The sequence below is a fragment of the Tissierella simiarum genome (assembly GCF_018917865.1).
In the GTDB taxonomy this organism is placed as follows: Bacteria; Bacillota; Clostridia; order Tissierellales; family Tissierellaceae; genus Tissierella_C; species Tissierella_C simiarum.
In genome coordinates, this window is sequence record NZ_JAHLPM010000012.1 from 40,482 (window position 1) to 59,306 (window position 18,825).

The 18,825-nt window shown below is 31.3% G+C and carries 18 protein-coding genes, 2 pseudogenes and 1 other annotated feature; of the genes and pseudogenes, 16 read left to right on the forward strand and 4 right to left on the reverse strand.

Features of this window, described 5'->3' with window-relative positions:
- Positions 1 to 6 precede the first annotated feature (6 nt).
- From KQI42_RS13885 to KQI42_RS13905, 5 genes and pseudogenes are all read left to right on the forward strand, one after another.
- Positions 7 to 1,347, forward strand: a complete 1,341-nt coding sequence (locus KQI42_RS13885) for a dihydrolipoamide acetyltransferase (protein WP_343231698.1) — start codon at positions 7 to 9, stop codon at positions 1,345 to 1,347.
- A gap of 25 nt (positions 1,348 to 1,372) precedes the next feature.
- Positions 1,373 to 3,079, forward strand: a complete 1,707-nt coding sequence (gene lpdA / locus KQI42_RS13890) for a dihydrolipoyl dehydrogenase (protein ID WP_216520816.1) — start codon at positions 1,373 to 1,375, stop codon at positions 3,077 to 3,079.
- A 64-nt stretch (positions 3,080 to 3,143) separates the two neighbouring features.
- Positions 3,144 to 3,362 (forward strand) — a binding site (T-box leader).
- A gap of 155 nt (positions 3,363 to 3,517) precedes the next feature.
- A complete protein-coding gene (gene ileS / locus KQI42_RS13895) occupies positions 3,518 to 6,625 on the forward strand; it encodes an isoleucine--tRNA ligase (protein WP_216520817.1) in 3,108 nt (1,035 codons plus the stop codon).
- 182 nt (positions 6,626 to 6,807) lie between these two features.
- Positions 6,808 to 6,962: pseudogene (locus KQI42_RS13900) on the forward strand (transposase); the annotation flags it as partial.
- Between the two features lie 505 nt (positions 6,963 to 7,467).
- Positions 7,468 to 8,007 carry a DUF5698 domain-containing protein gene (locus KQI42_RS13905; RefSeq protein ID WP_216520818.1) on the forward strand — a complete coding sequence of 180 codons (540 nt, stop codon included), beginning with the start codon at positions 7,468 to 7,470 and terminating at the stop codon, positions 8,005 to 8,007.
- A gap of 411 nt (positions 8,008 to 8,418) precedes the next feature.
- Here KQI42_RS13905 and KQI42_RS13910 read toward each other — a convergent pair whose 3' ends face one another.
- The 4 genes from KQI42_RS13910 to KQI42_RS21415 form a co-directional block, all read right to left on the reverse strand.
- Positions 8,419 to 9,636 carry an IS256 family transposase gene (locus KQI42_RS13910; RefSeq protein WP_216520819.1) on the reverse strand — a complete coding sequence of 406 codons (1,218 nt, stop codon included), beginning with the start codon at positions 9,634 to 9,636 and terminating at the stop codon, positions 8,419 to 8,421.
- A 168-nt stretch (positions 9,637 to 9,804) separates the two neighbouring features.
- Positions 9,805 to 9,969 (reverse strand): hypothetical protein, encoded by a 165-nt coding sequence (locus KQI42_RS13915; protein ID WP_216520820.1) that lies wholly within the window; start codon positions 9,967 to 9,969, stop codon positions 9,805 to 9,807.
- Positions 9,969 to 10,259 (reverse strand): IS3 family transposase, encoded by a 291-nt coding sequence (locus KQI42_RS21830; RefSeq protein ID WP_216520923.1) that lies wholly within the window; start codon positions 10,257 to 10,259, stop codon positions 9,969 to 9,971. Before KQI42_RS21830 ends, KQI42_RS13915 begins: the two co-directional genes overlap by 1 nt.
- A gap of 183 nt (positions 10,260 to 10,442) precedes the next feature.
- Positions 10,443 to 10,571, reverse strand: coding sequence for a hypothetical protein (locus KQI42_RS21415; protein WP_281420461.1), 129 nt, complete (start codon positions 10,569 to 10,571; stop codon positions 10,443 to 10,445).
- Positions 10,572 to 10,913: 342 nt separating this feature from the next.
- Here KQI42_RS21415 and KQI42_RS13925 point away from each other — a divergent pair, with 342 nt between their 5' ends.
- The 11 genes and pseudogenes from KQI42_RS13925 to KQI42_RS13975 all read left to right on the forward strand — a co-directional run bounded on the left by KQI42_RS13925 (position 10,914) and on the right by KQI42_RS13975 (position 18,723).
- Positions 10,914 to 11,123: a phage integrase N-terminal SAM-like domain-containing protein gene (locus KQI42_RS13925; protein WP_216520821.1), complete on the forward strand. Its 210-nt coding sequence runs from the start codon at positions 10,914 to 10,916 to the stop codon at positions 11,121 to 11,123.
- 126 nt (positions 11,124 to 11,249) lie between these two features.
- Positions 11,250 to 11,780: pseudogene (locus KQI42_RS13935) on the forward strand (tyrosine-type recombinase/integrase).
- Positions 11,781 to 11,912: 132 nt separating this feature from the next.
- Positions 11,913 to 12,038 (forward strand): hypothetical protein, encoded by a 126-nt coding sequence (locus tag KQI42_RS21420; RefSeq protein WP_281420462.1) that lies wholly within the window; start codon positions 11,913 to 11,915, stop codon positions 12,036 to 12,038.
- Entirely contained in the window at positions 12,017 to 12,289 is a 273-nt protein-coding gene (locus KQI42_RS13940) for a hypothetical protein (protein ID WP_216520822.1), read from the forward strand. Before KQI42_RS21420 ends, KQI42_RS13940 begins: the two co-directional genes overlap by 22 nt.
- A 335-nt stretch (positions 12,290 to 12,624) precedes the next feature.
- Positions 12,625 to 13,476 (forward strand): 5'-3' exonuclease, encoded by an 852-nt coding sequence (locus tag KQI42_RS13945; RefSeq protein ID WP_216520823.1) that lies wholly within the window; start codon positions 12,625 to 12,627, stop codon positions 13,474 to 13,476.
- Positions 13,477 to 13,873: 397 nt separating this feature from the next.
- Positions 13,874 to 14,287: a hypothetical protein gene (locus KQI42_RS13950; protein ID WP_216520824.1), complete on the forward strand. Its 414-nt coding sequence runs from the start codon at positions 13,874 to 13,876 to the stop codon at positions 14,285 to 14,287.
- Between the two features lie 378 nt (positions 14,288 to 14,665).
- Positions 14,666 to 15,925 carry a serine hydrolase domain-containing protein gene (locus KQI42_RS13955; RefSeq protein ID WP_216520825.1) on the forward strand — a complete coding sequence of 420 codons (1,260 nt, stop codon included), beginning with the start codon at positions 14,666 to 14,668 and terminating at the stop codon, positions 15,923 to 15,925.
- 344 nt (positions 15,926 to 16,269) lie between these two features.
- Positions 16,270 to 16,668 (forward strand): VOC family protein, encoded by a 399-nt coding sequence (locus KQI42_RS13960; protein ID WP_216520826.1) that lies wholly within the window; start codon positions 16,270 to 16,272, stop codon positions 16,666 to 16,668.
- A 69-nt stretch (positions 16,669 to 16,737) separates the two neighbouring features.
- On the forward strand, positions 16,738 to 16,959 hold the full coding sequence (locus KQI42_RS13965) for a hypothetical protein (protein ID WP_216520827.1): 222 nt from the start codon (positions 16,738 to 16,740) through the stop codon (positions 16,957 to 16,959).
- A gap of 151 nt (positions 16,960 to 17,110) precedes the next feature.
- A complete protein-coding gene (locus tag KQI42_RS13970) occupies positions 17,111 to 17,872 on the forward strand; it encodes a hypothetical protein (protein ID WP_216520828.1) in 762 nt (253 codons plus the stop codon).
- A gap of 314 nt (positions 17,873 to 18,186) precedes the next feature.
- Positions 18,187 to 18,723 (forward strand): GNAT family N-acetyltransferase, encoded by a 537-nt coding sequence (locus KQI42_RS13975; RefSeq protein ID WP_216520829.1) that lies wholly within the window; start codon positions 18,187 to 18,189, stop codon positions 18,721 to 18,723.
- Positions 18,724 to 18,825 lie beyond the last annotated feature (102 nt).

The window sequence follows — 18,825 nt, forward strand, 5'->3', positions numbered from 1 at the left end:
ATATACGTGATAACAGAAGTAATAATGCCCAAAGCAGGAATGGATATGCAGGAAGGTACTATAGTTAAGTGGATGAAAAAAGAAGGGGAATATGTAGAACAAGGAGAAGTCCTTTTAGAAATAATTACAGATAAAGTAAATATGGAAGTAGAAGCAGAAACTTCTGGTTATTTATTAAAGATATTAAGAAATGCAGGAGAAAAAGTACCTGTAATAACTACTATAGGTTATTTAGGAGAAAAGGATGATAAGGTACCTGAAGGAGAAGGAACCCCTGATATAGCTGAAGATAGCAAAAAAGAAGAAAATGAAGAGGTAGCAAAAACCTTATACAAAGAAGAAATAAGAACTGTTTCTATAGATAAAGTAAGAGCAACTCCTGTAGCTAGAAGAATAGCTAGAGAAAAAGGTATAGACCTATTCAATATAAAAGGTAGTGGACCAAAGGGAAGAATCCAAAAAATAGATGTGGAAAACTACAAAGAAAATGAATTAAAAGTTACACCATTAGCTAGAAGAATAGCTGAAATTGAAGGTGTTGATATAAATACTGTAGCAGGCAGCGGATTGGCTGGAAAAGTAACAAAAGAAGATGTAATGAAAGCATTAGGAAAAGAAGAAATAAAAGAAACTAAGGAAGAAAAAGTAGAAGAAGAAAATACAAAAGTAATACCAATGTCTAACATGAGAAAGATAATAGCTCAAAGAATGAGTGAAAGTTATTTTACAGCTCCAACCTTTACTTTAAACATGGAAGTAGATATGGAAAAATCTTTAGAATTAAGAAAAGAAGTAAAAGACCATATCTTAAAGGAAACTGGAAAGAAGGTAACTATTACAGATATTGTACTTTTAGCTACAACAAAAGCTTTAATGAAACATCCTTATGTAAATGCTAGTTTAGATGGAGACAATATTATTCTTCATGACTATGTCAACTTAGCTGTAGCTGTTGGATTAGATGAAGGCTTATTAACTCCAGTTATAAAGAATGCTCATAAAATGACTTTAACAGAAATGGTTATAGCAGCAAAAGATATACAAGAAAGAACTATGAAAATGAAACTTTCTCCAGACGAACTACAAGGCAGTACTTTTACAGTAAGTAGTTTAGGAATGTTTGGTATAAGCCATTTCAATCCAATAATAAATCAACCAAATAGTGCAATACTAGGAGTAAATGCTATTACTGAGAAAGTAGTTCCTATAGATGGAGAAATTAAGATAAAACCAATGATGACCTTAAGCTTGACCTTAGATCATAGAGTAATAGACGGTGTAATAGGAGCTAAGTTCTTACAAGAAATGAAGTATCTATTAGAAAATCCAATGACCATGTTAATTTAAGGTAGCTTAATAAGGAGGTATTTAAATGGCAACAGAAGTAATAATGCCCAAAGCAGGAATGGATATGCAGGAAGGTACTATAGTTAAGTGGATGAAAAAAGAAGGGGAATATGTAGAACAAGGAGAAGTTCTTTTAGAGATAATTACAGATAAAGTAAATATGGAAGTAGAAGCAGAAACTTCTGGTTATTTATTAAAGATATTAAGAAATGCAGGAGAAAAAGTACCTGTAATAACTACTATAGGTTATTTAGGAGAAAAAGACGAAAAGATTCCTGATGTGGAAGAAGCTCCTAAAGCTAAAGAAGTAGTAGAAAATAAAGAAATAGATAAAAAAGAAGAAATCAACAAAGATGGTAAAAAGGTTTATGATTGTATAGTAATAGGCGGTGGACCTGCTGGATATGTAGCTGCTATAAAGGCAGCTCAACTAGGTGGCAAAGTAGCTATAGTTGAAAAAGGAGTTATGGGAGGAACTTGTTTAAATAGAGGTTGTATCCCTACTAAAACCTATTTAAAAAATGCAGAAATCATTGAAGAAATAAATAGTGCAAACAGAAGAGGAATAAAAATCGAAAATCCTTCTGTAACTGTAGATATGAAGCAATTAATACAATATAAAAATGATGTGGTAATGACTCTTACTAACGGAGTAGTAGGTCTATTAAAGAGTAATCAAATAGATATATATAAAGGAACTGGACGTTTAACAAAAGATAAAAAAGTAACTATAAACAATAAAGAAACTATTGAAGGAAATAAGATAATTTTAGCTGGTGGATCTAAAGTAGCTAAAATCAATATTCCAGGAATGGAAAGTCCTTTAGTATTGACTAGTGATGAAATATTTACGGTAAATGAAGTACCAAAACATTTTGCAGTAATTGGTGGCGGTGTTATTGGTATAGAAATGGGATTAGCTTTTAGAATGTTCGGATCTGAAGTTACAATTATAGAAATGATGGATAGAGTAGTTTCTAATTTAGATAAAGATATTTCTTCATCTTTACATGATGCTTTAGAAAGTAAAGGAATAAAAATATTAACTTCTACAAAGTTAGAAGAAATTGTTGAAGAAGATGGAAAACTAAGATTAAAATTAGAAGGTAAAGAAGATTTAGTTGTAGATAAAGCTTTATTATCCATAGGTAGAGTTCCAGATGTAGAAGCTATAGGAGATATACCCTTTGAAATGGAAAGAGGAAGAATAAAAGTTAATGAATATATGGAAACTAGTGTACCTGGCATATATGCACCAGGAGATATTAACGGTAGAAAAATGTTAGCTCATGCAGCTTCAAAGATGGGAGAAATAGCAGCTTTAAATGCAATGGGCAAAGAAACTAAAGTGAACCTAAAAAATACTCCTTCTGCTATATATACAGTTCCAGAAGCTGGATCTGTAGGACTTACAGAAGAAGAAGCTAAGAAGAAATATGATGTTACAGTAGGAAGATTTAATTTTGTAGGAAATGGTAGAGCTTTAGCTTCAGGCAATACTAAAGGTTTTGTAAAAGTAATTGCTGATAAAAAATATGGAGAAATTCTTGGAGTTCACATTGTTGGACCAGGAGCAGCAGAAATGATTAATGAAGCAGCTGCCTTAATGGAAATGGAAATTACAGTACATGAAGTAGGTCAAATAATCCATGGTCATCCAACTTATTCAGAAGCTTTAGTAGAAGCATGTGCTGATTGTTTAGGTAAAGCTGTTCACCTACCAAAAATGTAATATTTTAAAAGAGAGCTTGACAAAATAGTAAGTATTGATGTATATTAATATTCAAAATATAAAATAAAATGCTAAGATGAGGATAGTAGTAAAGTTAGTTTATTTACAGAGAAATAATCATAGGCTGAAAGATTATTAATAAACCCTTGACGCGAAAATCACCTCTGAGCATAATACCTGAAAGCTAGTAAGGTATTACGTCATGTACGTTATACTATTTTGAGTGACAAGAAGGATTTACTTCTTGTAATGTGGGTGGTACCGCGAAATTTTCGTCCCTAAGTTTTTAACTTAGGGACTTTTTTATGACCTAACTTAGCGAACGGTAGTGAGCTTTAGTAGGTCAAACGCAATGAATGCCAAATCTATGGGAACGTAGCGGGCAAATAGATTTGAGTTGCGAAACTGCGATGATTCTATAATGAAAGGATGACTATAGTGAAAAGGTTTAAAGAATTATCAAACGAACCTGTAAGTGTTAGAGAACAAGAAATCTCTAAGTACTGGCAAGAAATAGACCTACTCCATAAGAGTGTAGATACTAGAGACGAAAAGAAACCCTTCGTATTCTTTGAAGGACCTCCAACAGCTAATGGTAAGCCAGGAATTCACCATGTAATGGCTAGAACATTAAAGGATTTAACTTGTAGATATAAAACAATGCAAGGATATCAAGTAAAGAGAAAAGCTGGATGGGATACTCATGGACTTCCTGTAGAAATAGAAGTAGAGAAAAAATTAAATTTAAAAAACAAACATGATATAGAAACTTATGGACTAGAAGCATTTAATAAACAATGTAGAGAGTCAGTATTCCAATATGAAAAGCTATGGAGAGATATGACTGAAAGAATGGCATATCTAATAGATTTAGATAATCCCTATATAACTTTAGACAATGATTATATTGAATCAGTATGGTGGATTTTAGATAAATTCTATAAAGAGGGCTTAGTATATGAAGGTCACAAAATTTTACCTTACTGTTCTAGATGTGGAACAGGTCTTGCTTCCCATGAAGTAGCCCAAGGCTATGAAGAAATAAAAACGGAAACAGTAATAGCTAAGTTTAAACTAAAAGATAAAGATGAATATTTCTTAGCTTGGACTACAACACCTTGGACTTTGCCAAGTAACGTATCATTGTCAGTTAATCCAGAAGAAATGTATATTAGGGCAAAATGTGATGATGAAATATATTATTTAAGTAAAACATTAGCAGATCGTGTATTGGGCGAAGGACAATATGAAATTCTTGAAGAAATGAAAGGTAAGGACTTAGAGTACGTTGAATATGAGCAACTTATGCCTTTCTTAAGTACAGATAAAAAAGCATTTTTTGTGTTATTAGGAGATTATGTAACTACAGAAGATGGTACAGGAATAGTTCACTCTGCTCCAGCGTTTGGTGAAGAAGATTATGATATATGTATGAAATATAATCTTCCAATATTAAAACCTGTAGACGAAGAAGGTAAATTTACAGATACTCCTTGGAAGGGAACTTTTGTAATAGATGCAGACCCTGAAATTATTAAATGGTTAAGAGAAAATGGAAAATTATATAAGAAAGAAAGAATGGCTCACAACTATCCACATTGCTGGAGATGTCATACTCCACTTTTATACTACGCTAAACCAAGTTGGTATATTGAAATTACTAAGCTAAAAGATAAGTTAATTGAAAACAACAATGGAGTTAACTGGTATCCAGATTTTGTTGGAGAAAAGAGATTTGGAAACTGGTTAGAAAACTTAAATGATTGGGCAATTTCTAGAAGTAGATATTGGGGAACTCCACTACCAATTTGGAGATGTAGTGGTTGTGGTCATATGACTTCAGTAGGATCAAGGGCTGAATTGGTAGAAAAGGCTGTGGAAGATATTGATATGAATATTGAACTTCATAGACCTTTTGTAGACAATGTTCACTTAAAATGTGAAAAATGTAATGGTACAATGACTAGGGAAAAAGATGTAATAGATGTTTGGTTTGATAGTGGTGCTATGCCGTTTGCACAACATCATTATCCATTTGAGAATAAAGATAATTTCGACTTATTATTCCCAGCAGACTTTATCTGTGAAGGTATAGATCAGACAAGAGGATGGTTCTATTCATTACTAGCTATATCAACATTTGTGACAGGTAAGTCACCATATAAGAATGTATTGGTAAATGATTTGGTATTAGATAAAGAAGGAAAGAAAATGTCCAAATCAAAAGGTAATACAGTAGATCCATTCGATTTATTCGATAGATATGGAGCAGATGTTTTAAGATGGTATATAATCTATGTATCACCACCATGGACACCCACAAAATTTGATGAAGACGGTCTTAGAGAAGTAGAAAGTAAATTCTTTAGAAGTATAAGAAATGTATATAATTTCTTCTCTTTATATGCTAATACTGATGGAATAGATCCAAGAGAATTCTTCATCGAATACAATGATAGGCCAGAAATAGATAGATGGATACTTTCAAAATACAACAGCTTGCTTAAAGAAGTAAAAGAAAATATGGATATTTTTGAGTTAACAAAGGTTGTAAGAGATATTCAAGAATTTGTAATAGAAGATCTATCCAACTGGTATATTAGAAGAAATAGAAGAAGATTCTGGTCAACAGAATTAGATGATGATAAAAAAGCAGTATATAATACAACCTATGAAATACTTGTAGGGCTTTGTAAGATAATAGCACCATTTGTACCATTTATTGCAGAAGAACTATATCAAAACTTAACAGGCAATGAATCAGTACATCTAGACTATTATCCAGAAACTGATGAAGAATTAATAAATAAAGAAATCGAAGAAAAGATGGATTTAGTAAGAGATTTAGTAGGACTTGGTCGTGCATCACGTGAAACAGTAAAAATAAAAGTACGTCAACCATTAAAAGAAGTACTATTAGATGGAAAGTATGAAGACAAGATTAAAGATTTAGTTCCACTAATTATGGAAGAATTAAATGTTAAGGAAGTAGTATTTGAGAAGGATTTATCTCAATTTATGAATTACTCCTTAAAGCCAAACTTCAAAGTGGCAGGACCAGTTTTAGGCTCTAAGATCAAAGCCTTTGGTAAAGCTTTAAATGAATTAAATGCCCATGATACAGTAACTAAGCTAGAATCAGGAGAAAAGCTAGTGCTGAATTTAGATGGAGAAGATATAGAAATAGAAAAGGATTATGTAATGGTTACAATCTCCTCTAAAGAAGGATTTGATGTAGCTATGGAAAACAACTTATTTGTTATACTAGATACAACATTAACTCCTGATTTAATCAATGAAGGTTATGCAAGAGAGTTTATATCAAAGGTACAACAAATGAGAAAAAATAATGGCTATGAAGTTTTAGACAATATTAAAATCTTCTATGACGGTAGTGATGAAATAAAAGAAGCCGTTGAAGAATTTGATGAATTTATAAAAGTAGAAACTTTAGCTAAATCTATAGAAAGAGTAACTGATGATTCTCTTGAAAAACAAGATTTAAATGGACAAATGACAGGTATAAGATTAGAAAGAGTAGAATAGAAATGTAGATAAGGTAGATGGCAAAGCTGTCTACCTTTTTTATTGTATAAAGAAAACCACTGGCTAAGCTGGTGAGTTCTGAAGAACTTTAGTGTTGAACAGTTTAACAAAAATACCTCCTTTTGATAAAATAGAATAGGTTTCGCCAGCCAATTCTAAAATCAATGAGGAGGTAATCCGGAATGGATAGTAATAGTTTATTACATACGAAGTGGAATTGTAAGTATCATATAGTTTTTTTGCACCAAAGTTCAGAAGAAAAGAGATTCATGGAAAGAAGAGATCAGAAATAGGTAAAATATTGAGACAGTTATGTGAGTGGAAAGGGGTTCAAATATTCATATAGCTTTATCATTTGTTCTTTGAATTCATTGGTATAGGTTCTTCTTTCTCTTTTAGTCATATAAATGATTCTCCTCTTTATTTATTATCATTAGTTTATATGACATTAATTTAGTTGTTTAGTTTATTATAGTCTATCCAATCGGTGATGGTGTAAGATTGTATACAGCTAAGGTTGATTAAGATGCCCCTATTCTACACTTGTAAGCAATCAAAATATGTAGTATACTAATATAGTTAGATTAATATTTGGAAAGTAGTTAAAGTATAATACAATAATTTTTATAATAATCTTATCGTTATTTTAAAGTTATGATGGTGATAATTCTCATAATCACCACTTGCCTTGTACTTATAGCCCCTAAAAGGTATCGATTTTATCAATCTTGAATTCTCAACATGGATTATTTAAATAGATATACGACCAATTAATTACTAACTAACATACAATTTATATGTTGGTTTTTTTATGATGGAAAAAATTAAAAGGAGGTGTCGTAATGACAGCGAATGTTATATTTGCACTTATGGGTTTGTTTTTAGTAACTGCTTTTACAAATGTTTTAGCAACTTTAAAAACAATATTAATGTCTAAAAAAATTATGAATCCAGTTTATTTATTAGTTTTCGTAGATGCCATGATTTTTGCAACTATTGTTAGCAAAGTCACTAGTTCGGATGGGATTCAATTTACTATATCATATGCCTTAGGCAGAACTGCTGGTGTTTTTATAGGTGGTAAAATTGAAGATAGGTTAGCCCTTGGTATTTTAGAAGTAGATTTATTTTTAAATGATAAAAATAAGGTTATGGAAATAGCAAAGAGACTTAGAGAAACAGGATATACAGTTAATAATTTTCTTGTTGGAGGAAATAATGAGGAAAAAAGATATCAAATTGAAGTTATTATCAAGAGAAAAGAATTCAAAATACTAGAGGATATCATAGAAGAATTTGGTGTAGTAAATCCAACTTTAAAAGTTAAAACTGTAAGTAAAGTGGACGGCAAAATTACAACTACAAGATTTAAAGAAGCTTAGAAAGATTTGTTTATAATGTTGAGTAAAAAAAGTGGACAGTATAAATAATAAAAGCAACTTAAGCAGCAAGATCTCGATATTCCATCGTGCTTAGAGAATGTAAATATCTTTGTGCTTTAGAGAGAATTAATCATCTCTAATCTGACAAGAAATATTAAGCTGGATAAAACTTACAATTAAATATCTTGATTTTATCTTTGCCAAGACTGTTTTAGTTTATGCATTAAATTGAATAGTTTTGGCAATAATTTTATATAAGTGATATTATGACTTTTTATAAATATAAATCTAATTTATATTTATAAAAATGTTGCTATTATTTACAGGAATTATGAGTCCTCATTAACATTATAGTCTATTTAAAGCCTCATAATCCCTGGTGTAGAAGGCTCTCATATGTTTAATGCTATATTAAAGATATGGCTCTATTCTTCCATCAAAGAATATAATTAATTGGTTTAAAATTAAATCCCAATTCTTATATCTATGAGTCCATTTCTTTACAGCATTTTGGCTTGCTAGATAGAGTATCTTTTCTAAAGCTTGATCTGATGGGAACATGGTCTTAGTTTTAGTTACTTTTCTTAGTTGCCTATGGAAGCCTTCTATGATGTTTATGGTGTACATTATAGCTCTAATCTCTAAAGGATACTTGAAGAATGGGGATAATACATCCCAGTTCATTTCCCAGCTTTTGATGGCATAGGGATATTTATTGCCCCATTTTTCATCAAGCTCCGTTAAATTTTCGATTGCTTCCTCCTCATTTATTGCTTTATATACTGATTTAAAATCATTTGCAAACTCTCTTAAATCCTTGTAACTGACATACTTAAATGAGTTTCTCAGTTGATGTATTACACATCTTTGTATCTCAGCTTTAGGATATGCTGCAAGTATTGCTTCTTTTAATCCGGTTAATCCATCTACACTAAATATTAATACATCTTCTAGACCTCTATTTTTCAGGTCATTTAGAACACCTAACCAAAACTTAGATGATTCATTTTCACCTATCCAAATTCCTAAAACATCTTTAAATCCATCTAAATCTACACCTAGCACTACATATGCTGCTTTATTTTTAATCTGTCCATCTTCTCTAACTTTGTAATGTATTGCATCCATAAAAACAAATGGATATATGGGGGCTAAAGGTCTATTTTGCCATTCCTTTATATGAGGAATTATGTTATCTGTCATTTTGCTTACCATTTCCGCTGATAATTCTATTCCATATATATCTTTTATCTGTTCATGAATATCTCTAGTTGACATACCCCTTCCATAAAGGGCAATTACCTTTTCTTCTATGCCTGATATATCTCTTTTGTTTTTAGGTACTACGACTGGCTCAAACTCTCCATTTCTGTCTCTTGGTACTTCTAGTGGGATTTCTCCAAATTGAGTTTTTACAGTTTTTTGAGTGTAGCCATTCCACCTATTATCTGTCTGTTTATTCTTTTTATCTCCCTTAGAATATCCTAATTCTGCTTCGAGCTCTGTTTCTAACATCTCTTGAAGAGCATCCTTAAACATATCTTTTAGATATGAATGAAGATCTCCTGCTGTTTTTAAATTTCCATCATTAATCATATTTCTTAAAACTTCTTTTGGTAATGTTGACATTAAAAATTCTCCTTTCTGGTTTAAATCCTATTTTGATTCTTGCCAGAAAAGAGAATTCTATTTCGCAAAAGCACAGATTATTTTACACTACCCGTGCTTGCTTAGGCTGTTTAATCTTTTTTGTAATCTTCTATTTAGGTATAATATAGCGCTTAAATAAGCTTTCTTTCAATACCCATATTTAAACTCTTTCACATTAGTTACCCACTTCTCATTTGGTTTTAATGCTGTAAATTCTCGATTTAAGATGTTTTCTACAACAAATTGTGGTGTTGACTTTACATATCTTTTCTTCTTTTCACGTATTACTGATTTTAACCCAACTACTCTCATTAATTGATTAACCTCTTATGATTGTAATTTTTCTTTAATTTATGGTTTATGTTCATGGTCATTTTTCTATAACCATAGATCCCACCTGCTTTTTCGTAAATATTAATTATTTCTTTTATTAAAACTTCATTTTCTTTTTCACAATCTGTTCTTTCTCTTCTTAACCATTTGTAATATGATGAATGTGCTATTTTAGCAACTTTACATAGTAGTGAAATGGAATATTTATCTTCTTCATGAAGTTTTTCTATTGCTAAATATTTATTTTCTTGTCTTATTCGGATTAATATCTCCTCCTTCTAGTTCCTGTAACTTTTTTAAGAATGTATTTTCTGCTCTTAATCTTCCATTGTCTTTTTCTAATTTTTTCATTTCAACCCTAATTTTATCTTCTTCCGTTAACTCTGAATAACTTTTTTATGACTTCTTCCATCTGTTAACACATCTTCATCACCTAATTCAAATTTCTTAACCTATTGGTACACTTGGGGATAGGATACACTATATATTTCAGCTGTCATTTGATAATTATGTTCATCTTCAATACAATATATAGTTATTTCAAGTTTTTCTTCTAGTATTGTTTTTCTTCCTTTAGTCATAATATCAGAGGGATGTCTACCTTGTTTTATATATGTAAATTAACGGTATTTATTGAGAAAAGAAGGAATTTAGGAAAAATTGTAGAATAGCGTATGGTAAGAATTAGTAAAAGGAATGATTGACTTATAAATAAAGATATATGGGGAGGGATAATTAATACTGAAAAACTTTATATTAAGTTTGATTATGATGAAGAAAAAATTAAAAGAATAAGGGCAATAGATGGAAGAAGGTGGGAACCTGCCGAAAAGTATTGGACTATTCCATATACTGAAGAAAACATTCATAAAATAATAGAGAGCTTTGATTCTAATATTATTAATTTCCATGAATCAATTAAATTGTCTAATAAGGCTATTGATTTAGAAAAGATGTCAAATAAAATAGAAAAAGAAATAGATGAACACTTGAAACTTAAAGGGTATAGTAAAAAAACTATTAAATCTTATAGGAATAATATTAAAAGATTTCTAAATCATCTTGATAAATCTCCTGAAGAGATAACAAATAAGGATATTAAAGAGTATATGCTTTTTATTTTAGAAGAATAGGAAAGTTCTCATTCTTATGCTAATCAAACCTTAAGCGCAATTAATATATATTTTAAAGAAATCTTAAATAGAAATGATATAGTATATAATTTACCTAGACCTAAAAAGGAAAATAAATTACCAGAGATATTAAGTAAAGAAGAAGTAGCAAAGATATTAAACAATATTCAAAATATTAAGCATAAGGCAATATTGTATTTAGTATATTCTTCGGGGCTAAGAGTTGGAGAAGTAGTTAGGTTAAAAGTAAGTGATCTTGATGAAGATAGAATGTTAGTACATGTAGTACAAGGGAGAGGAAGCAAAGACAGATAGACACTATTATCTCAAGTAGCATTAGATATAGTAAAAAAACATAAAGAAATTGAAGGATCTGAAGATTGGCTATTCCCAGGTGGAAAGAAGAATAGCTTTTTAACAGAAAGGTCAGTACAAAAAGTTTTTCAGGTTGCATGTGATAAAGCTAATATAAAGAGGAATGTATCAGTTTATACATTAAGACATTCCTTTGCTACACATTTACTAGAAAGTGGCACAGATATTAGATATATCCAAAAGTTATTGGGGCATAGTAGTTCAAAAACTACTGAAATATATACTCATGTATCAAAGAATAGTATTAGAAAGATACGTAGTCCTCTAGATGATATATTTTAGCGGAAATGATTTATTTGGGGAGGTGGTTGATGGAGAATGAACTATTATAGTATAATTTTCCCGAACATGAGGTTCGGGAATGCAGGAGTTAGAAGACATGGCGATTTCGGGGCAGTTCTCTGGGGGGTGTTGATGAAAACAAGATATTGCATAACAGTAGATTTATGTGCAGTAAAAAAGTCAAAGGTTAGAAGGAATTGTATATTTAAAGATAATCTTAGAGGAGGTAGATTGTTATGGATATTGGTAGAATATTAATTTTCTTTCCTGCAATGATATTCTTTTTTTATTCGTTTTGGAAACATAAAAAAGATTTCTATTTATTGTGTGGGATTGCGTGTTGGTTGAGCGTATTTTATATTGGAAAGCATAATTTGCATCAAGTCTTTCAAGATTCTACAAAAGCAACTATAAATAGCATCTCTAAATTTTTTCTAATCTTAGTATTTACATTATATTTTATAAAATCATTTAAAGAAATCAAAGAAATCAAAGAAATCAAGAAATAAAATATATAGGTAAAAACATAGTGTTAAGACACATAATTTATATTATGCGAAGAATCGTTGGGGAAAAGACATCGCCACATCTTCTAACAATGTATTTGCACAAGGGTGCACGAGGGCACAATCTTAGGGTAATGTGCACCACATTCCTTCACCGGGTGTGACCACCGCCAAGGAGAATGCGCTGTGGGTCCGGTTCAGGGACGTCGCAAATACGTAGACGTTAATTGAAATCCTATTGAAAGTGAGTTTAGATTTGAAAAATTTAAATAAGAAATTAACATGACGATAGTTGTAAAATACGCAATTTTAAAAAACTAGCGAAGGTGAGCTTGTATATGGAAAAGTTATTATTAGTAGATGGACATAATTTACTGTTTCAAATGTTTTATGGAATGCCTGCAAAAATACTGGGTAAAGATAACAAGCCTATTCATGCAATAGTAGGTTTCCTTGGGGCATTATTAAAAATAATAAAAAATATTGAACCATCCAATATTGTTGTTATTTTTGATGGCGAAAGTGGTAACAACCGTGCAGAAATTAATCCAGAATATAAAGCTAATAGAATGGATTACACCGATATTGAAGAAATTGATAATCCTTTTTCACAGTTAGAAGATATAATGAAATCTTTAGAATACATAAATATAAGGTATTTTGAAACAACTAATGGTTTTGAGGCAGATGATGTTATTGCAAGTTATGTAAAAATGTATAGAGAAAAAATGAAGATATTTATTGTTTCAAATGATACTGATTTTTTACAACTTGTCGATAAGAATGTATCATTATATGTTTATCGTGGTAAAAACACAATCATATATGATGAAGAAAAAGTATTTGAACGGTATGGGGTTAAATCAGCCTTGTTTGCAGATTACAAAGCTCTTATTGGTGATAAGTCTGATAATTTAAAAGGTGTTCCCAAAGTTGGACCTAAAACGGCAACAAAACTAATTAACCAGTATGGTGGTGTGCATAATATTTTAGAAAACTTAACAAATATAAAACTGCCATCAATAAAAGCAACACTTAATGAAAACATCACAAGAGTTAAAGTCAATTTAGATTTGATCAAATTAACTGGAAATGCTCCTTTACCTTTTTTAATTGATGATACTATATATAACTATAATAATGAAAAGTCTACAACTATGAAAATTCTTAAAGATACTGGTATGCTTTAGCGAAATTAGTATAAGAAATAGAATAAAGTATTCACAATGTAAAATATAGGGTTTGGATAGTGGTAATTGGAAGTGTCATACTATCGGACTTCAGTTAACAAGGTATGACTGTTCGTACTGGTAAGGTCACTTTTTTAAGTAGCCAGCACACATGCCTTCGCCTCGTTACCGGGCTTAGGCACGTCAGTCATACAGATACGTTCTCCAAAACCACACGCAGACAACGCGGCATCCTGCCGCGGATTGTATAAGTATATGTGTTGGAGTCTATATTGATTTACATTAGTATTATAATGCGACATTTGAATTGTTTATAAACAATAAGATAAATCAGAATTTGTAGAGTAAGAAGTTCAGTGGGTAACTATGTCTGGCAACATATATAAGAGGTGGAACTATGAAACGAAATAAATATATTTATGCGATTATTGAGGTCTTTATCTTAGTAGTGATTGCCTTGCTAGCATTTACATTTTTGAATACAGAATATCTGTTCCAATGGGTAGCACATAACTGGAAATTCTATTTGGTTTTAAGTGCGATTGTTCCATTGCTACTTTTCTTAAATAAGCAATTTGTTTCAGCATTCATGACCATAGGAATCGTCTTTGGCATTTTTGTCGGGAACTTTCTTGGAAGGTCGATAAAGACATTTAATGAAGGGAAGATTGTTGAAGGTATGAAGGCAGAAGAAGTATACAGACTTCAGCATCATCCTGGATTTGAAATTTGGATTGGCGTGATTCTTTTGTCTATTGTAGTTGGAATTGTTATGCAGATTGCTACTACAAAGAAAAGCACAAATCGGTAAGTTCCAATCTGTAGAATTAAATAAATTAATATAACATTTAGTTGTTTCGCTTTTATTTACTATGTGCAATACGAACCAAGTAGGGATGTTTAAGGGTGCGATGCCCTGTCGCACTCTGAGTCACGAAGCGTGTGGCTTCGTAGAACAATGTATTTGCGTAAAGGTGCACCAAAGTGCAAGCTTAGGGTAATGTGCACCACCTCCCTTTACTGGGAGCAAAGGGAGGTCTATCTCTGGGGTCCAGCTCAGGGATGTCGCAAATACGATTACGTTATAGGAAACGATGATGTCGGGGCTATTCGCTGGGGTCTGTTTGATATAAGGCAAAATGTTACGGAATTGTAGAATATTATGGGTTAAAATGAGGGAGAGAATGTAATGAAAGATAAAGATGTAAAAGATCAAATAAATGAATACCTAGAATTATATACAAAATTTTGGTCCTTCAGTGGTTCTATTGCTGCTATAAAGGATGGGCAAATACTGTTTAAGAAAGCTTATGGATACGCTAATATTGAACACAAGGTTAGAAATACCATAGAGACTAAATATAGAATATGGTCAATTACAAAACAGTTTACAGCTGTAGCTGTTCTAATTCTTGAGGAAAGGGGATTATTAAGGGTAGAAGACAGTTTGAAAAAATATTTTCCTGATTGGGTTGATCTAAACCCCGAAATTACTATTCATCACTTATTAACGCATACTTCTGGAATTTTTAACTATTCAAACCTGCCAAACTCACATAAAATTTTTCAAAAGATGTACCATCAAAAATCTGAATTAATTAAGATGTTTACAAGTAAGCCATTGGATTTTGAACCTGGTACACAGTGGAATTATAGCAATACAGGATATTATCTTCTGGGAATGTTAATTGAAAAACTATCAGGAAAGACCTATAGTCAATTTTTAACTGAAAATATTTTTCTGCCTTTAGGAATGTTTAATACAGGGATAGATGATGAGAAAAAGATTGTTGAAAATAAAGCATCGGGCTACTATTTAAATGGCAATGATTTGATACACTGCAATTATATTAATATGAATTTAATTCTTTCTTCCGGGGCTATGTATTCAACAGTTGAGGATCTATTGACATGGGATCAGGCTCTAAATAATAATAAACTGTTAAGCAGAAAGTCTATTGAAAAAATGAATACTCCATTTAAAAACAACTATGGTTATGGTGTTGCAATAAATATGAATGGCAATAGAAGAGTTGTTCATCATAATGGTGGTTGTGAGGGCTTTTTAGCTGAAATACATAGATATGTAGATGATGATTTTGCTGTTGTGGTTTTGAGTAATTATGGATTTACAGCCGTCAATAAATTATGTAGAGTCGTCACATCTATTGCCTTTGGGGAAAAATATGAAATGCCTGTAAAACCTGAAGCATTCCCTTTGAGTGTTAATGTACTGGAAAGTTACTTAGGCGTTTACGAAGAAGACGGGTTCAAACTAGAGCTTAGAAAAGAAAAGAAGGATATATTTTTAATTATTGATGATGAATATACTTTACCTACCTACTCAATTAGCGAAAATGTTTTACACCATAGATGGATAGATGAAGAATATACTTTCACAAAAGGTGATGATGGGCAATTATATCTTTGGGGCATTAAGAAGAAATAGCTAGGGATGTAGATTAGACAACAAAAGAAGTAAAATTGCACATGAAGTATTTGAGTCTATAAAGCATCATGTGGTATTTTCTAGCAAGGAAAGAAACTTAGGTTTATCATTTTCAAAAAAGTTTTTGCAGTTAGAAAAAATATCTGCCAAAGAAAGCTGTTTATGTAGTATTATACTTATATAACTCCTTTCAAGTTTTGGTGGATTTGTTGCTAGGCGCTTCAATTTTACCATAAATCGGTGAGGAGTTATATTATTTTGTAGAAAAATTATCCCATATTTATACGGGTTGTGGCGTTTTACAAACGCCTATAAAATCATATATATTTTGGAGGGGATAAAGAATGATTTTTGAAATGACTATTCAGGTTCGGGTCTCTAACATTGAGGAAGGGCAGAAGTGGTATGAAACACTCTTAAATAGAAAGCCTGATTTTGTTCCACATGAGGGATTTGCAGAGTGGGAACTAATTTCTGGATGTTGGTTACAGGTCGCAGAAGGAATACTTATTGAAGGTAATGGGCCATTACGTTTGGGAGTAACTAATATTGAAGCTGAAAGAGATAGACTTGTTGAAGCATTAAAAATAAATTATTTTGAAATACACTCAAGACCAGAAGTTCCAGTCAAATGGGGAACTTTTACAGATCCTTGGGGAAATCGTCTTGGTTTTTTTGAATACTTGGATAAGAGCGAAGAACGAGAACGTATTAAGACAATCATTGGAACAATAGAAATTTAATAAATTGTTGTTGAAACTGGTACTTGAAGGAAAAGGGAACTTCGAACAATTTAGAGTCTCCTTTCTTATATGAAAAACAACAAACTTTACGAAAACATCGAACTTATTAAAAGGTTGATTCGTGAGCGGATCGAAGAAGTCGGAGACATCTGCTATCACAGTACCTACGCTGTGGGCTACGCCCTTGGTTCGCAAGAAGCAATAAGCAAGAAAGATGAATCAGCGAACAATCCTGCAAGGCTAAGTCCGTCGAACCGGCGCATCACCGCCTTAAGCCTCTCGGGTTCTTAGATACAAGAACGTTAGATGACACTCCAATGTCAGATCAGAACTCTGGTGAGAATAAATTTTTATTTATTTTAGTTAAATATTATTAGAATTATGTGAAGTAATGAGTATTTATCACGATTAGATAAATCGGAATTTGAAGGAGGGCATTAGAATGAAGTTGCTATATAAAGACCAGGGATATAAATATTCTGCGGAGTCAATTTCAGAGTTCATAAAACAGGATGAGTTTTGGAGTGAACCAATTTTTCATTTCTTTCCCGAATTGCTAAAATTCAAAGGCTCGTTTGATAAGAGTAGTGATAATAAGGATATTGTTGAAGAGATCTCAGGAACAGTTTTTGAATTGTATAAATCAAGAGAAAAAGAAATACAAATTAAAGTTATCTCATATCAAGAAAATTGGAATCGTTACGAAAAACTAATTAATGAGCGTTTCTCTTCAATATTTCAATTTGATACTGGTGAGGTTTTCAATAATCTAGTATGTAATATAACATTGAATCCCATTAGTCCTAGATACTTAAAGAAGCATATTTTTGATGTGTTTTATATGAATAGTGATGAGGGTTCAATAGGTTCTGCATTACATGAGATTGCTCATTATCTATGGTTTTATTTATGGAATCAAAAGTATAAGGATTCATATGAACAATATGAAGCTCCTAGTCTAATTTGGATTTTAAGTGAGGCTGTAGTAGAACAGATTCTAAGTGATGAAGAGTTTAATAGAATTAACCCTTATCATCAAAGTGGAAATGCCTATCCTTACTTTTACAATATGATTATTACCGGCAGACCATTATATGATTATCTAGATGAAATATATAAAAACAATTCCATAGATAAATTTATGGATAAGAGCTATCAATTTATGGTTGAAAACGAAGAAGAAATAAGAAGTCAAATACTATAAAATCAATTTATAGTATTGAGGTTAATTCATAATATTTATATTATGTGCAATAAAGAAATGAGATAGTGTTGGGGCATCACTTAACACAGCATGATCGTTTGTGCTAGTGGGACAAGCTCTGGAGTAGGGCTAGCACACACGCTTTTGTTATGACGATAGATATGGGGGCGGCGTGTCGGTCATTCAAAAACGTTAGAGTACAGATAGTGCATTACCGTGCATTCATGCGGGAATTTGATAGGGATAAACTATATTGTATTTCTATTTCGTATATGTAAGATTTTGAGAACTTTATATAAAACGGAGGATAATTTATGAAAGATTTATTTTTAATTGAACCTAATATAAAATATGAAAAGAGTTTTCAAAATTATGCTCTAACATACAAAAAAATAAATGATGAACATTATTTTAATAAATATAAAAAAGCATTAGAAAATTTCCGGGATTATTTAAACGACTTGCACAACTATTCTAAGGGAAATGACTTATATCAAGGGGAGGTTATAACTTCAACATTCTGGTTAATTGATAAAAAAGAAGTTGTAGGAGTAGTGAGAATTAGACACCAAGAGATAGAATGTGCTGGTCATATAGGCTATGATATATCACCAGATTGTAGAAATAGAGGTTATGGTTTTCAAATTTTAAAACTGGCATTGGAAAAGGCTATAAAGATAGGAATAGAAGAAGTAATTTTAACTTGTAATATAGACAATATAGCCTCAAAGAAAATCATAGAAAAGAACAACGGTAAATTATTAGGAACTATTTTTGATGAAGAGGAAAATGAATATCTGTACAAATTTAGTATTACATTAACAACTAACTTTCTTTCACTTTATTCTTAAAATGGGTAATAGATATAGAAAAGTACTATTCATAGTGGGATGGTTAATTTGAATAAATGAAAATAGGGTGGAGACGGAACTGCAACTAACAAAGCATTCAAG

Bases quoted from the DNA above. Each gene is read 5' to 3' on its own strand.
- lpdA (WP_216520816.1), top strand. From the start codon at position 1,373: ATGGCAACAGAAGTAATAATGCCCAAAGCAGGAATGGATATGCAGGAA.
- KQI42_RS13905 (WP_216520818.1), top strand. From the start codon at position 7,468: ATGACAGCGAATGTTATATTTGCACTTATGGGTTTGTTTTTAGTAACT.
- KQI42_RS13910 (WP_216520819.1), bottom strand. From the start codon at position 9,636: ATGTCAACATTACCAAAAGAAGTTTTAAGAAATATGATTAATGATGGA.
- KQI42_RS13915 (WP_216520820.1), bottom strand. From the start codon at position 9,969: ATGAGAGTAGTTGGGTTAAAATCAGTAATACGTGAAAAGAAGAAAAGA.
- KQI42_RS21415 (WP_281420461.1), bottom strand. From the start codon at position 10,571: ATGACTAAAGGAAGAAAAACAATACTAGAAGAAAAACTTGAAATAACT.
- KQI42_RS21420 (WP_281420462.1), top strand. From the start codon at position 11,913: ATGAAAACAAGATATTGCATAACAGTAGATTTATGTGCAGTAAAAAAG.
- KQI42_RS13940 (WP_216520822.1), top strand. From the start codon at position 12,017: ATGGATATTGGTAGAATATTAATTTTCTTTCCTGCAATGATATTCTTT.
- KQI42_RS13945 (WP_216520823.1), top strand. From the start codon at position 12,625: ATGGAAAAGTTATTATTAGTAGATGGACATAATTTACTGTTTCAAATG.
- KQI42_RS13950 (WP_216520824.1), top strand. From the start codon at position 13,874: ATGAAACGAAATAAATATATTTATGCGATTATTGAGGTCTTTATCTTA.
- KQI42_RS13955 (WP_216520825.1), top strand. From the start codon at position 14,666: ATGAAAGATAAAGATGTAAAAGATCAAATAAATGAATACCTAGAATTA.
- KQI42_RS13960 (WP_216520826.1), top strand. From the start codon at position 16,270: ATGATTTTTGAAATGACTATTCAGGTTCGGGTCTCTAACATTGAGGAA.
- KQI42_RS13965 (WP_216520827.1), top strand. From the start codon at position 16,738: ATGAAAAACAACAAACTTTACGAAAACATCGAACTTATTAAAAGGTTG.
- KQI42_RS13970 (WP_216520828.1), top strand. From the start codon at position 17,111: ATGAAGTTGCTATATAAAGACCAGGGATATAAATATTCTGCGGAGTCA.
- KQI42_RS13975 (WP_216520829.1), top strand. From the start codon at position 18,187: ATGAAAGATTTATTTTTAATTGAACCTAATATAAAATATGAAAAGAGT.